This window comes from Neorhizobium sp. IRS_2294 (genome assembly GCF_050500145.1).
Classification (GTDB): domain Bacteria; phylum Pseudomonadota; class Alphaproteobacteria; order Rhizobiales; family Rhizobiaceae; genus Neorhizobium; species Neorhizobium soli.
In genome coordinates this window covers 1542047-1555927 of sequence record NZ_CP191439.1, presented here as the reverse complement: position 1 = coordinate 1555927, position 13881 = coordinate 1542047, and the positions used below count along the sequence as shown (strand labels likewise).

The following is a 13881-nucleotide window of genomic DNA, read 5'->3' as shown; positions in this document are numbered from 1 at the left end:
CCATGAGCGGCGAGGACGATTTCCGCATCCGGCCTGGTCGCATCCGCTCGACCCGCGCCCAGCAGGCACGGCCCTTCATCGCCCAGGCGCTCGCGGCCGCACAGCGGGCTGGCGGCCGCATCTCGCGCACCGGACAGATCAGCAAGGGCAACCGCTCGCGGTTCGGGCGCGGGCAGCGCGCGACGGTGCAGGCCAATCGTCTTCTCACGAGCCGATCGCGCAACACGGTCATCAAGACCCGCGTCGTCCGTCATAGCGCGCGGGCCGCGCCGCTCGCAGCTCACCTCAGCTACCTCCGCCGCGAGGGCGTCACCCGGGATGGAGAGAAGGCGCACCTGTTCGGCCCAGAGAGCGAGGACGCCGATCCGAAGGCCTTCGCCGAGCGCACCCAGGACGACCGGCATCACTTCCGGTTCATCGTCTCGCCCGAGGACGCGACGGATATGTCCGACCTCAAGACCTTCGCGCGCGAGCTTATGGGCCAGATGGAAAAGGACCTCGGCACCAAGCTCGACTGGATCGGTGTCGATCACTGGAACACCGACAACCCCCACGTCCACATCATCCTGCGGGGGCGGACCGATGACGGCCAGGACCTCGTCATCTCCCGCGACTACATCAAGGAGGGCATGCGCGCCCGCGCGCAGGACCTCGTCACCCAGGAGCTGGGGCCGCGGACAGAGCATGAGATCCGCCGCAACCTCGAACGGCAGGTCGGCGCGGAGCGCTGGACCGATCTCGATCGCCAGATCGCCCGCGACAGCTATCGCACGGGCGTGGCCGATCTCGCCCCGCATCCTGATCGCCAGCCCGACGAATTCCACGCGCTGAAGGTCGGCCGGCTACGGAAGCTGGAGACGCTGGGCCTCGCCGATCAGGTCGGCCCTGGTCAGTGGGTCGTCTCGGAGAATGCCGAGAAGACGCTGCGCGCGCTCGGCGAACGCGGCGACATCATCAAGCGCATCCATCGTGGCCTGAGCGAGCGCGGCATCGAGCGTGGCGCCGCGAGCTATGTGCTCGCCGGCGAGAGCCTCGACGATCCGATTATTGGGCGGCTTGTCGATCGGGGGCTCGATGACGAGCTGAAGGGCACGGCCTATGCCGTGGTCGACGGCACCGATGGGCGCACCCACCATATCAAGCTCCCCGATCTCGACGCCGCCGCCGACAGCGCGCCGGGGTCGATCGTCGAGTTGCGCAAGTTCGACGATGCGCAGGGTCGCCGCCGTGTCGCGCTCGCCGTTCGCTCCGATCTCGATATCGAGCGACAGGTCCATGCGACCGGCGCCACCTGGCTCGACCGGCAGGCCATCGCCCGCGAGCCGGTAGCACTCGGCGGCGGAGGCTTCGGCGCGGAAGTGCGCCAGGCCATGGACCGGCGGGCCGAACACCTCATCAGCCAAGGCCTCGCCGAGCGGCAAACGCGAGGCGTCAGCTTCTCGCCGGGGCTGATCGAGACCTTGCGCCAGCGCGAGGTCGAAGCGCTCGGAGAGAAGCTCGCGGCCGAGACCGGCCGACCATTCTCGAAGGCCGGAACGGGCGAGTATGTGGCAGGCACCTATCGGCAGCGCTTCGCGCTCGCCTCGGGCCGCTTCGCCATGATCGACGACGGCCTCGGCTTCCAGCTCGTGCCCTGGTCGCCATCCCTCGAACGCCAGCTCGGCCAGCACATCTCCGGCGTCTCGCGCGGAGGCGGCGGCGTCGACTGGAGCTTCGGCCGCAATCGCGGCCTCGGCATCTAGCCCAAACAAGAAAGGAGTGCCCCGCCATGTCGGCGACGAAGATTTTTTGGGGCCAGATCCTCACCGTCTTCCTGATCGTGTTGATGACGACCTGGGGCGCGACGCAATGGACTGCCTACCGTTTCGGTTTCCAACCTCAGCTCGGGCAGCCATGGTTCGAGCTCGCCGGATGGCCGATCTACTATCCGCCCGCCTTCTTCTGGTGGTGGTACTTCTACGATGCCTATGCGCCGCCGATCTTCGTCGAAGGCGCCTATATCGCCGCGTCGGGTGGCTTCATCTCCATCGCGGTCGCGATTGGCATGTCAGTGTGGCGAGCACGCGAAGCGAAGAACGTCGAGACCTATGGTTCGGCCCGCTGGGCGCGCCCTGACGAGTTGAAGGCCGCGGGCCTGCTCGGTCCAGATGGTGTCGTGCTCGGCAAACACGAGCGTGACTATCTTCGACATGACGGCCCCGAGCATGTGCTGTGCTTCGCGCCGACGCGTTCCGGCAAGGGCGTGGGCTTGGTGGTGCCCTCGCTCTTGACCTGGCCGGGCTCGGCGATCGTCCATGACATCAAGGGCGAGAACTGGACGCTGACCGCCGGCTATCGCGCTCGGCATGGCCGCGTGCTGCTCTTCGATCCAACGAACGCGAAGTCGGCCGCCTACAATCCGTTGCTCGAGGTGCGACGCGGCGAATGGGAAGTCCGCGACGTGCAGAACATCGCCGACATTCTGGTCGATCCGGAAGGGTCGCTCGAGAAACGGAACCACTGGGAGAAGACGTCGCACGCACTTTTGGTCGGGGCAATCCTCCACGTCCTCTATGCCGAGGCCGACAAGACCCTCGCCGGCGTCGCCGCTTTCCTGTCCGATCCGAAGCGGCCGATCGAGTCGACGCTCGCGGCGATGATGAAGACCGCCCATCTCGGCGACGCGGGCCCGCACCCGGTGATCGCCAGCGCGGCGCGCGAGCTGCTCAACAAATCCGACAACGAGCGATCCGGCGTGCTGTCGACTGCGATGTCTTTCCTCGGCCTGTATCGCGATCCCGTCGTGGCCGAGGTCACCCGGCGCTGCGACTGGCGCATCGCCGACATGGTCGGCGGCAAGCATCCGACCACGCTCTACCTCGTGGTCCCGCCATCCGACATCAACCGGACCAAACCACTGATCCGGCTGATCCTCAACCAGGTCGGACGCCGGTTGACCGAGGATCTCCAGGCCAAGAGCAACCGCCATCGGCTGCTACTCATGCTCGACGAGTTTCCCGCGCTGGGCCGGCTCGACTTTTTCGAGAGCGCCCTGGCGTTCATGGCGGGTTACGGCCTGAAGGCGTTCCTAATCGCTCAGTCGCTGAACCAGATCGAGAAGGCCTACGGTCCGAACAACTCGATCCTCGACAACTGCCATGTTCGGGTCAGCTTCGCGACAAATGACGAGCGGACCGCGAAACGCGTTTCGGATGCGCTCGGCACCGCCACCGAGATGAAGGCGATGAAGAACTATGCCGGCCACCGGCTATCGCCTTGGCTCGGCCACATGATGGTGTCGCGCTCTGAGACCGCCCGACAGCTTCTGACGCCGGGGGAGATCATGCAGCTTCCCCCTTCCGATGAGATCGTCATGGTCGCCGGCATTCCGCCGATCCGGGCGAAAAAGGCGCGATATTATGAGGATCAGCGGCTTCAGGAGCGCATCTTGGCTCCGCCGACCCTGACGAAGCCGAGGACAGGTCAAGCCGACGACTGGAGCAAATTGGCGCTGCCGTCAGCGCCCGATCTCCACGCACCGATCGCCGCGCAGGAGGCGTCGGACGATGATCCGACAGAATCCGAGCGTCGCCATCAGCCCGAACTCAGCCGAACGAAGACCGTCGAGCGCAAGGCAGTCATCGAGAACGAGTTCGAAATCGATCCTCGGGATGACGTCGAGGAGGATGCCGCGCGCCTCAGCCGCATGACCCAGACCATGCGCCAGGTCGCCCGTCAGGCATCGCTCGACCCGGGCGACGGGATCGAGTTGTAGGGGGCGGCCGTGACGAAACCTCTCAAGAAACAGCGGCTGTCGGTCTATCTCGATCCCGATGTGATGAAGGCGCTCGCCGCGCACGCCGCGCGGCGAGACCTATCCCTGTCGCTGGTCGCAGAAGCAGGCATCGCCTCCTTCTTGTCGCCTGATGCCGCGGAACGGCAAGAGGCGGCCACCACTAAGCGGCTCGACCAGCTCGATCGTCGCATCGCGCGGATGGAGCGCGATCTTGGCATTTCAGTCGAGACGCTCGCCGTGTTCATTCGCTTCTGGCTGACGTCCAATCCGCCACTGCCAGAGCCGGCACAGGTTGCGGCGCGCGCCAAGGCCGCCGAGCGCTACGAAGCTTTCGTCACCGCCCTTGGCCGACGACTCGCGCAAGGACCGAAGCTCAGGCAGGAAATCGCGGAAGACATTCCCGCGCGCGACGCGGAATAATCACTGATCTACGCATCGCAAGTATTCGGGCGTTCCGCCGTTTCCCTGTCTTTGTACGCCACAGTACGACGACCACATTATGGTTGTTGTCAGGCCATGATTTCTGCCTCTTCTACTCATCCCCGATCCAGGGCCGCATGTCGCGGTCCCGCAAGAGAACGGGGACGACGTGGCGGCCACTCACCAGAAATCGGAAGCGATCCTTCGCGGTGCGCGCATGCTGCGCACAGCCCTCGGGTCCGCGATCGCCACGTTTCTGGAAGATCCCGCGATCGTCGAGGTGATGCTCAACCCCGATGGGCGGCTCTGGGTCGACCGGCTTTCCGAGGGGCTTTCCGATACGGGTGAGCGACTGTCGCCGTCAGACGGCGAGCGCATTATCCGCCTCGTCGCCCATCACGTCGGCGCCGAAGTTCATCCGGGTGCCCCGCGTGTCTCGGCCGAACTGCCCGAGACGGGGGAGCGGTTCGAGGGGCTGTTGCCCCCCGTGGTGTCCGCGCCGGCTTTTGCGATCCGCAAGCCGGCCGTCGCCGTGTTCACGCTCGACGACTATGTCGCCGCCGGGATCATGGCGGCGGCTCAAGCCGAGACCTTGCGCCAGGCGGTTGCCGATCGGCGCAATATCCTCGTCGCCGGCGGCACCTCGACCGGCAAGACCACGCTCACCAACGCACTGCTCGCCGAGGTCTCCAAGACCTCGGATCGCGTCGTCCTGATCGAGGACACCCGCGAGTTGCAATGCGCGGCACCCAACCTCGTCGCGATGCGCACGAAGGACGGCGTCGCCTCGCTCTCCGATCTCGTCCGTTCCTCGCTTCGCCTGCGCCCCGACCGCATTCCCATCGGCGAGGTGCGCGGCTCCGAGGCGCTGGACCTCCTAAAGGCCTGGGGCACCGGCCACCCCGGCGGCGTCGGGACCATCCACGCTGGCACCGCCATCGGCGCGCTCCGCCGCATGGAGCAGCTCATTCAGGAAGCCGTCGTTACCGTCCCGCGCGCGCTGATCGCCGAGACGATCGATCTCGTCGCCGTGCTCTCCGGCCGCGGCGCTTCGCGCCGCCTGGCTGAACTCGCTCGCATCGAGGGACTCGGCCCCGACGGCGACTACCGCGTCATCCCCGCAAGCCAGCCCCTCACAGGAGACCCGTCATGATCAAGCACGCCCTGCGCATCCGCCGCCACATCGCCACGGCGGTGTCGGTCACTTTCCTCACACTCGCCCTGGCGCCGGCCGCCCACGCGTCGGGTTCGTCGATGCCCTGGGAGGCGCCGCTTCAGTCGATCCTTGAATCGATCGAGGGGCCGGTCGCCAAGATCATCGCGGTGATGATCATCATCATCACCGGCCTGACCCTGGCCTTCGGCGACACGTCGGGCGGCGCCCGCAAGCTGATCCAGATCGTGTTCGGCCTGTCGATCGCCTTCGCCGCGTCGAGCTTCTTCCTGTCCTTCTTCTCGTTCGGCGGCGGGGCGCTCGTCTGATGGCCGACGGCGCGGATCATGGCGGCGAACTGCCGGGCTTCTCAGTCCCGGTCCACCGGGCGCTGACCGAGCACATCCTGCTCGGCGGCGCGCCGCGTTCGCTGGCCATCCTGAACGGCACTCTGGCCGCCGCGCTCGGCCTCGGCCTGCGCCTCTGGCTGGTCGGCCTCGGCCTCTGGGCCGTCGGGCATTTCGCGGCCGTCTGGGCCGCCAAGCGCGATCCCCAGTTCGTCGACGTCGTGCGCAAGCATCTGCGCATCCCCGGCCACCTGTCGGTCTGAGGAGCGACGCGATGATGAACCTTGCCGAGTATCGCAACCGCAACACCCGGCTCGCCGACTACCTCCCTTGGGTAGCGCTGGTCGGCGAAGGCATGGTGCTGAACAAGGACGGGAGTTTGCAGCGCACGGCGCGCTTTCGCGGCCCCGACCTCGACAGCGCCGTACCGGCCGAGCTGGTGGCCGTCGCCGGCCGGCTCAACAATGCCTTTCGTCGCCTCGGCTCCGGCTGGGCGATCTTCGTCGAGGCGCAGCGCCATGGCGCCGCCACCTATCCGGCCAGCATGTTCGCCGACAGCGCTTCCGGCCTGGTCGATGCCGAGCGCAAGGCCGACTTCGAGGAAGCCGGCGCGCATTTCGAGTCGAGCTATTTCCTGACCTTCCTCTATCTGCCACCGGCCGAGGACGCCGCCCGCGCCGAGACCTGGCTCTACGAGGGTCGCGATCATGCCGGCGTCGATGCGCACGAGGTACTGCGCGGCTTCGCAGACCGCACCGATCGCATCCTTCAACTCATCGACGCCTTCATGCCGGAATGTGCCTGGCTCGATGACGGCGAGACGCTGACTTATCTGCATTCCACCGTCTCGACGAAGCGGCACCGCGTCCGCGTCCCCGAGACACCGATGTATCTCGACGCGCTACTCGCCGACCAGCCGCTGACCGGCGGGCTGGAGCCGCGCCTGGGCGATGCGCATCTTCGCATCCTCACCATCGTCGGCTTCCCGACCGCGACCACGCCCGGCATCCTTGACGAGCTGAACCGACTGGCCTTTCCCTATCGCTGGTCGACCCGCGCCGTCCTCCTCGACAAGACCGACGCGACGAAGCTGCTGACCAAGATCCGGCGGCAATGGTTCGCCAAGCGCAAGTCGATCGCTGCAATCCTCAAGGAGGTGATGACCAACGAGGCCTCGGCACTGGTCGACACCGACGCGGCGAACAAGGCAGCCGACGCCGACATGGCGCTGCAGGAGCTGGGCGCCGACTATGCCGGCCAGGCCTATGTGACGGCGACGATCACCGTCTGGGACGACGATCCGCGCATCGCCGCCGAGAAGCTGCGGATGGTCGAGAAGGTCATCCAGGGCCGCGACTTCACCGCGATGCCAGAGACGATCAATGCGGTGGATGCCTGGCTCGGCAGCCTGCCGGGCCATGTCTACGCCAATGTCCGGCAACCGCCGATCTCGACACTGAATCTCGCCCATATGATCCCGCTGTCGGCGGTGTGGGCGGGACCGGAACGGGACGAGCACTTCGACGCACCCCCACTGCTTTACGGCAGAACCGAAGGCTCGACCCCGTTCCGGCTTTCCATCCATGTCGGCGATGTCGGCCATACGCTGATCGTCGGCCCCACAGGCGCCGGCAAGTCCGTGCTGCTGGCGCTGATGGCGCTGCAATTCCGGCGCTATGCGCAATCCCAGGTGTTCGCGTTCGACTTCGGCGGCTCGATCCGCGCTGCCGCACTCGCCATGCGCGGCGACTGGCATGATCTCGGCGGTGGGCTTACCGAAGGATCGGACGACAGCGTGTCGCTCCAGCCGCTGGCCCGCATCGACGACGTCGCCGAGCGGGCCTGGGCCTCCGACTGGCTGATCGCGATCCTGGGGCGCGAGAGCGTTGCCGTCACGCCCGAGGTCAAGGAGCACCTCTGGTCGGCGCTGTCGTCGCTCGCCTCCGCACCGATCGCCGAGCGGACTTTGACGGGCCTGTCGGTCCTCCTCCAGTCCAACGACCTGAAGCAGGCGCTGCGACCCTATTGCGTCGGCGGTCCCTACGGCCGGTTGCTCGACGCCGAGACCGAGCATCTGGGCGAGGCCAATGTTCAGGTCTTCGAGACCGAAGGTCTGATCGGCACCGGCGCTGCCGCCGCCGTGCTCGCCTATCTCTTCCACCGCATCGAGGACCGCCTCGACGGTCGCCCAACCCTGCTGATCGTCGATGAAGGCTGGCTCGCGCTCGACGACGAGGGCTTCGCCGGCCAGCTCCGCGAATGGCTGAAGACCCTGCGCAAGAAGAACGCCAGCGTCGTCTTCGCCACGCAGTCGCTCTCCGACATCGACGGCTCGGCGATCGCCCCAGCCATCATCGAAAGCTGCCAGACCCGCATCCTGCTCCCGAACGAACGCGCGATCGAGCCACAGATCACCGCCATCTATCGCCGCTTCGGCCTCAACGATCGCCAGATCGAGATCCTCGCGCGCGCGATGCCCAAGCGCGACTATTACTGCCAGTCCCGCCGCGGCAACCGGCTCTTCGAGCTGGGTCTGTCGGACGTAGCGCTGGCGCTCTGCGCCGCCTCGTCGAAGCAGCACCAGGCGCTGATCGCCGCGGTTCACGCCCGCAGCGGCACGGATGGTTTCCTTGCCGAATGGCTTGGCGAGAACCGGCTCGGCTGGGCCGCCGACCTCATCGCCGACCTCACCAACATCACCCCCCAAACCGATCCGGAGGCACGCCCATGACCCGTTCCGTTCGTTCCCGCTCACGCGCGCTGCGCATCGGCGCCGCGCTCCTTGCCGCGCCGCTCGCGCTGTCGCCAATCTTCGCCCCGCCGGCCGCCGCACAGTGGATCGTCTATGATCCGACCAACTATGCGCAGAACGTCCTGACGGCGGCGCGCACGCTCCAGCAGGTCAATCAGCAGATCACCCAGCTTCAGAATGAAGCGACCATGCTGATCAATCAGGCTCGCAATCTCGCGAGCCTGCCGTACTCATCGATTCAGCAGCTTCAGCAGTCGGTGCAGCGCACCCAGCAACTTCTCGCGGAGGCGCAGGGCATCGCCCTCAACGTCCAGCAGATCGACCGTGCGTTTCAGACCACCTATGGCAACGCGTCGATGTCGGCGTCCGATCAGGCGCTCGTCGCGGGAGCGCGCGAGCGCTGGCAGAACACAGTCGGAGGCTTGCAGGACGCCATGCGCGTGCAGGCCGGCGTCGTCGGCAACATCGACACCAATCGCGGTGAGATGACGGCGCTCGTCGGCCAAAGCCAGGGCGCGACCGGCGCGCTTCAGGCGACGCAGGCGGGCAATCAGCTTCTCGCCCTGCAAGCACAACAGCTCGCTGACCTCACCGCCGTCGTTGCCGCCAATGGCCGCGCACAGAGCCTCTCCGAGGCCGAGCGGGCGGCAGCGGCCGAACAGGGCCGCGAACAGCGCCGCCGCTTCCTGACGCCGGGCACGGGCTACCAGCCCGGCAACGCCCGCATGTTCCCGAACGGCAACTGAGGACATGGTCATGGACGGCAAGATGCTCGCGCGGCTTGGCGCCGTCGTGTTCGTCGCGGTCGCGGTCACCGCGACCGCGATCGAGATGACCCGCAAGGAGGAAGCGCCGGCGGCCTGGCCATCCGGCCGCTCTACCCAGGCTCAGGCCGATCCCCTGCGTGACGAATTGATCCGCTGCCAGTCCCTTGGCGAAGCGGGGCCGCGCGATCCGGGGTGCCTCCGAGCCTGGGCAGAGAACCGTCATCGCTTTCTCGCGCCCGGCGCTCGTCCGATGGAGCGTCTCCCCGAACCGCCTCCGCCGAATGCGATTCCGCGCGAGATCCCCGACAATCCGATCCGCCGTGAAAGCGCGCCCCAGCCCGACGAGGCACGGTAGTATCATGGGCGGCACCGGCGTCATCGACCACTTCCTCGAGGTCTTCACCCGCTACATAGACAGCGGCTTCGGCCTGCTTAGCGGCGAAGTCGCGTTCATCGCCACAACGCTGATCGTCATTGACGTGACGCTAGCGGCGCTGTTCTGGAGCTGGGGCGCCGACGACGACATCATCGCACGGTTGGTGAAAAAGACGCTGTTCGTCGGGGTCTTCGCCTACATCATCGGCAACTGGAACAATCTCGCTCGGATCATCTTCGAGAGCTTCGCAGGCCTTGGCCTGAAGGCCAGCGGCACGGGCTTCACGACAGCCGACCTTCTGCGCCCCGGCAAGGTCGCTCAGACCGGGCTCGACGCCGGACGGCCGCTGCTCGATTCGATCTCCAGCCTGATGGGCTACTGGTCGTTCTTCGAGAACTTCATCCAGATCGCCTGCATGTTCCTGGCGTGGGCTCTGGTGCTGCTCGCCTTCTTCATCCTCGCCATCCAGCTCTTCGTCACACTCATCGAGTTCAAGCTGACGACGCTCGCCGGCTTCGTGTTGATCCCGTTCGGCCTGTTCGGCAAATCCGCCTTCATGGCCGAACGCGTGCTCGGCAACGTCATCTCATCCGGCATCAAGGTCCTGGTCCTCGCCGTCATCATCGGCATTGGCTCTACGCTGTTCTCCGAGTTCACATCCGGCTTCGGCGGCCAGAACCCATCTATTGACGAGGCTATGGCGATCGTGCTCGCCGCTCTGTCGTTGCTTGGCCTCGGCATCTTCGGTCCCGGGATCGCGAGCGGCATCGTCTCCGGCGGTCCTCAACTCAGCGCCGGCGCCGCCGTCGGCACAGGCCTCGCCGCAGGCGGCATGGTGGCGGCAGGCGTCGGCGCGGTCGGCGCAGCCGCGTCCGGCGGCGCGGCACTCGCCGGTGGCGCAGCAGCAGCCGCCCGTGGCGGTGCTGCGCTCGCAGGCGGGGCTTCCACTGCCTACAGCCTTGGCGCTGCCGGGCAGTCCGGCGCGACAGGTGTCGCCTCGGGGCTTGGCGGGGTCGCTCGTGCCGGTGGCAGCGCTGCGGTCTCACCGCTCCGCCGTGCGGCCTCCCGCGCCGCCGAGAGCATGCGCTCCAGCTTCAACGCCGGTGGCAAAGCCGCGTTCGAGGCGACGGGCGGCTCCTCCACCATGGGCTCGATCGGCGGTGATGCCGCCGGTGACGGCGCCGCGTCCTCCGGTGCCGCCAATGCCGGCGGACCGCCCGCCTGGGCGCAGCGGATGCGCCGCTCCCAGCGCATGACCCATGCCGTGCAAGCCACGGCCCATGCCGTCCGCTCCGGCGACGCCCACGGCGGCGGCTCCTCCGTCAACCTGTCCGAAGGCGATCGCTGATGTTCAAACGACCCACCACCCATTACGGCAAAGCGGCCGAACCCGAGACGCCGTATCAGCGCGCGGCGCAGGTCTGGGATGAGCGCATCGGCGCCTCTCGCATCCAGGCCAAAAACTGGCGGCTCATGGCCTTCGGCTCCCTGATCCTCTCCGCCGGTTTCGCTACCGCGCTCGTCGTGCAGTCGGCACGCGGAACGATCGTGCCGTGGGTGGTGCAGGTCGATCGCGTCGGTCAGGCTCAAGCCGTGGCGCCGGCCGAGGCCGACTATCGTCCCACCGATCCGCAGATCGCCTTCCACCTGGCGCGCTTTATCGAGCAGGTCCGCTCGATTCCTGCCGACGCGATCATCGTGCGTCAGAACTGGTTGCGGGCATACGACTTCACGACCGATCGCGGGGCGATGGCGCTCAATGACTATGCCCGCTCGAACGACCCGTTCACGCGGGTCGGCCGCCAGCAGGTCGCCGTCGACGTCTCAAGCGTCATCCGCGCGTCTCCCGACAGTTTCCGCGTCGCCTGGGTCGAACGTCGTTATGAGAACGGCCAGCTCGCCGAAACCACGCGCTGGACGGCGATCCTGACGATCGTCGTGCAGATTCCTCGCAACGCCGACCGGCTCAGGGCCAATCCGCTCGGCATCTACGTCAACGCCATCAACTGGTCACGGGAGCTTGGGCAATGAAGCCGTCTTTCCGTAAAGCCGGAAATCCGGCTTCACACACAATCGTATTCGCAGTTCTGCGGAAAGCCGCATTCCCTGCGGTCCTGCTGGCGACGAGCGCGCTGGCCGGCTGTGCGACCACCAATCCACCGCCGGAAATCTCCTACGACAATGCGGCCCCGGCTGTGCAGACGGTCGATCCGCCAGCGCCCGTCACCGTGGTCGAGCTGCCGCGGCCGCTGCCGCTACCCGGCCAGTTGCAGCCCGTGCCGGAGACGCGACGCGCGCCCGAGCCGACCAACCCGACGGCGCGCGTCAATCAGGCCAATGAGGCGGCCCGCGTCCAGCCGGTGCGCGACGGCTTCATCAACTCCATGCAGGTCTATCCCTGGACGCAAGGGGCGCTCTATCAGGTCTATACTGCTGTCGGGCAGATCACCGACATCGCGCTTCAGCCGGGCGAGCAGCTCGTCGGCGCCGGTCCGGTGGCGGCCGGGGACACGGTCCGCTGGATCATTGGCGACACCGAGAGCGGATCGGGCGCGACGCGCCAAATCCATATCCTCGTGAAGCCGACGCGGGCCGACCTGATGACGAACCTCGTCATCAACACCAACATGCGCACCTATCACATGGAGCTGCGCTCGACCGAGCGGACCTATATGGCATCGGTCTCCTGGCAGTATCCGCAGGACCAGCTCATCGCCCTGCGCCGGCAGAACGCCGAGGCGCAGGCCGCCCAGCCGGTGGCGAGCGGAGTCGATCTCGCCAACGTCAACTTCCGCTACGCGATCGAGGGTGATCGCGCGCCCTGGCGGCCGCTGCGCGCCTTCGATGACGGCCGCCAGGTCTTCATCGAGTTTCCGCGCGGCATCGGTCAGGGCGAGATGCCGCCGCTCTTCGTCGTCGGCCCCGAGGGCAATACCTCCGAGCTGGTGAACTACCGCGTTCGCGGCCACCACATGATCGTCGACCGCCTGTTCGCCGCCGCCGAACTGCGTTTCGGCTCCGGTCGCGAGCAGAAGCGCGTCAGGATCTTCCGCACCGACGGAAGGCCGACCTCATGAGCGAGAACCCGCCCCGGAATGAGGAAGTGCCCGACGATGGGCAGCCCTTGACCGGCGAGCCGGTCGGGCCAGCGCCGATGCGCCTGCGCGCCGAACCGCCCCGCGTCACGCGGTTATCGCGGAAGGTTCTCGCCGGCCTCGGTCTTGTCGCCAGCGTTGGGCTCGGCGGTGCGCTGATCTACGCGCTTCAGACACGCGACGGCGGTCGGCCGAACGACGAACTCTATTCGACCGAGAACCGCTCGACCGCTGACGGACTGGCCGGCCTGCCGCGAGATTACAGTGGCGTGCCGCAGCTCGGTCCGCCACTTCCCGGTGACCTCGGGCGGCCGATCCTCAGCACCCAGGATCGCGGACAGCCGGTGCCGACACCCGGAATCGCCACGCCCAATCCCGGCATCAGCCCGGAAGAGCAGCGCCGCCTTCAGGAGATCGAGACCGCGCGGACCAGCCGCCTTTTCTCCGGATCGGAAAGCCGGGGGGCGCCCGCTGCGGCGGGAGGTGTCCCGGCACTCCCGCCCGCGCCGGATTTGACGAGCCTCGGCCTCGCGCCGCCGCCGGCCACACCCTCCGCGCAGGATCGCCAGAATGCCTTCCTCAACGCAGCGGCCGATCGCCGGACGGTCGCGCCCGATCGCGTCGTTGCTCCGGCGTCGCCGAACATCCTTCAGGCCGGCGCAGTCATCTCGGCGGCGCTCATAACCGGCATCCGATCCGACCTCCCGGGACAGATCACCGCCCAGGTGACGGAGAACATCTACGATAGTCCGACAGGCCGCATCCTTCTGGTGCCCCAGGGCACGCGCGTCATCGGCCAGTACGACAACAACGTGCAGTTCGGGCAAAGCCGTGTGCTGCTTGTCTGGAACCGGCTGATCTTTCCGAATGGCCGCTCGATCGTGCTCGAGCGCCAGCCAGGTGCCGATGCCGAAGGTTTCGCCGGCCTGCAGGACGGCGTCGATTACCACTGGTGGGATCTCGCCAAGGCGGCGGGACTTTCCACGCTGCTCAGCGTCGGCGCCGAACTCGCCGTGGACAATGATGATCGCTTGATCCAGGCGATCCGCAACGGCGGTCAGGACACGCTTAACGACGCGGGTCAGCAGATCGTCAGACGGCAGCTTAATGTGCCACCGACGCTCACCGTCCGGCCAGGATTCCCTGTCCGGGTTATCGTGACGCGCGATCTCGTGCTCGAACCATATGGGGGATGA

The 13881-nt window shown here is 67.1% G+C and carries 13 protein-coding genes; all 13 read left to right on the top strand.

What is annotated here, in order from left to right:
• Positions 1–2: 2 nt before the first annotated feature.
• The 13 genes from ACQY1K_RS07510 (at position 3) to ACQY1K_RS07450 (ending at position 13881) form a co-directional block, all read left to right on the top strand.
• Entirely contained in the window at positions 3–1742 is a 1740-nt protein-coding gene (locus tag ACQY1K_RS07510) for a relaxase/mobilization nuclease domain-containing protein (RefSeq protein WP_037520713.1), read from the top strand.
• Between the two features lie 26 nt (positions 1743–1768).
• Complete coding sequence (locus ACQY1K_RS07505) at positions 1769–3754, top strand: conjugal transfer protein TraG (RefSeq protein WP_430258653.1); 1986 nt, start codon at positions 1769–1771, stop codon at positions 3752–3754.
• A gap of 9 nt (positions 3755–3763) precedes the next feature.
• Positions 3764–4195: a hypothetical protein gene (locus ACQY1K_RS07500; protein ID WP_037520549.1), complete on the top strand. Its 432-nt coding sequence runs from the start codon at positions 3764–3766 to the stop codon at positions 4193–4195.
• Positions 4196–4364: 169 nt separating this feature from the next.
• Positions 4365–5348, top strand: a complete 984-nt coding sequence (gene trbB / locus ACQY1K_RS07495) for a P-type conjugative transfer ATPase TrbB (protein ID WP_037520551.1) — start codon at positions 4365–4367, stop codon at positions 5346–5348.
• Positions 5345–5677, top strand: a complete 333-nt coding sequence (locus tag ACQY1K_RS07490; RefSeq protein WP_037455233.1) for a TrbC/VirB2 family protein — start codon at positions 5345–5347, stop codon at positions 5675–5677. The genes trbB and ACQY1K_RS07490 overlap by 4 nt, the downstream gene beginning before the upstream one ends.
• Entirely contained in the window at positions 5677–5958 is a 282-nt protein-coding gene (locus tag ACQY1K_RS07485) for a VirB3 family type IV secretion system protein (RefSeq protein ID WP_008827607.1), read from the top strand. Before ACQY1K_RS07490 ends, ACQY1K_RS07485 begins: the two co-directional genes overlap by 1 nt.
• Positions 5959–5969: 11 nt before the next feature.
• Entirely contained in the window at positions 5970–8426 is a 2457-nt protein-coding gene (gene trbE / locus ACQY1K_RS07480) for a conjugal transfer protein TrbE (protein WP_037520553.1), read from the top strand.
• Positions 8423–9193: a P-type conjugative transfer protein TrbJ gene (trbJ, locus tag ACQY1K_RS07475; protein WP_037520555.1), complete on the top strand. Its 771-nt coding sequence runs from the start codon at positions 8423–8425 to the stop codon at positions 9191–9193. Before trbE ends, trbJ begins: the two co-directional genes overlap by 4 nt.
• A 10-nt stretch (positions 9194–9203) precedes the next feature.
• Entirely contained in the window at positions 9204–9569 is a 366-nt protein-coding gene (gene trbK-alt / locus ACQY1K_RS07470; protein WP_037520714.1) for a putative entry exclusion protein TrbK-alt, read from the top strand.
• Positions 9570–9573: 4 nt separating this feature from the next.
• Positions 9574–10938: a P-type conjugative transfer protein TrbL gene (gene trbL / locus ACQY1K_RS07465; RefSeq protein ID WP_037520557.1), complete on the top strand. Its 1365-nt coding sequence runs from the start codon at positions 9574–9576 to the stop codon at positions 10936–10938.
• On the top strand, positions 10938–11621 hold the full coding sequence (trbF, locus tag ACQY1K_RS07460) for a conjugal transfer protein TrbF (protein ID WP_037520558.1): 684 nt from the start codon (positions 10938–10940) through the stop codon (positions 11619–11621). The genes trbL and trbF overlap by 1 nt, the downstream gene beginning before the upstream one ends.
• On the top strand, positions 11618–12667 hold the full coding sequence (trbG, locus tag ACQY1K_RS07455) for a P-type conjugative transfer protein TrbG (RefSeq protein WP_037520560.1): 1050 nt from the start codon (positions 11618–11620) through the stop codon (positions 12665–12667). Before trbF ends, trbG begins: the two co-directional genes overlap by 4 nt.
• A complete protein-coding gene (locus ACQY1K_RS07450; protein WP_037520563.1) occupies positions 12664–13881 on the top strand; it encodes a TrbI/VirB10 family protein in 1218 nt (405 codons plus the stop codon). The genes trbG and ACQY1K_RS07450 overlap by 4 nt, the downstream gene beginning before the upstream one ends.

What these genes read in the sequence shown, in the direction of transcription:
- trbE (WP_037520553.1), top strand. Translation starts at nt 5,970, where the DNA reads ATGATGAACCTTGCCGAGTATCGCAACCGCAACACCCGGCTCGCCGAC.
- ACQY1K_RS07450 (WP_037520563.1), top strand. Translation starts at nt 12,664, where the DNA reads ATGAGCGAGAACCCGCCCCGGAATGAGGAAGTGCCCGACGATGGGCAG.
- ACQY1K_RS07485 (WP_008827607.1), top strand. Translation starts at nt 5,677, where the DNA reads ATGGCCGACGGCGCGGATCATGGCGGCGAACTGCCGGGCTTCTCAGTC.
- trbK-alt (WP_037520714.1), top strand. Translation starts at nt 9,204, where the DNA reads ATGGACGGCAAGATGCTCGCGCGGCTTGGCGCCGTCGTGTTCGTCGCG.
- ACQY1K_RS07510 (WP_037520713.1), top strand. Translation starts at nt 3, where the DNA reads ATGAGCGGCGAGGACGATTTCCGCATCCGGCCTGGTCGCATCCGCTCG.
- trbJ (WP_037520555.1), top strand. Translation starts at nt 8,423, where the DNA reads ATGACCCGTTCCGTTCGTTCCCGCTCACGCGCGCTGCGCATCGGCGCC.
- ACQY1K_RS07490 (WP_037455233.1), top strand. Translation starts at nt 5,345, where the DNA reads ATGATCAAGCACGCCCTGCGCATCCGCCGCCACATCGCCACGGCGGTG.
- trbF (WP_037520558.1), top strand. Translation starts at nt 10,938, where the DNA reads ATGTTCAAACGACCCACCACCCATTACGGCAAAGCGGCCGAACCCGAG.
- ACQY1K_RS07505 (WP_430258653.1), top strand. Translation starts at nt 1,769, where the DNA reads ATGTCGGCGACGAAGATTTTTTGGGGCCAGATCCTCACCGTCTTCCTG.
- trbL (WP_037520557.1), top strand. Translation starts at nt 9,574, where the DNA reads ATGGGCGGCACCGGCGTCATCGACCACTTCCTCGAGGTCTTCACCCGC.
- trbG (WP_037520560.1), top strand. Translation starts at nt 11,618, where the DNA reads ATGAAGCCGTCTTTCCGTAAAGCCGGAAATCCGGCTTCACACACAATC.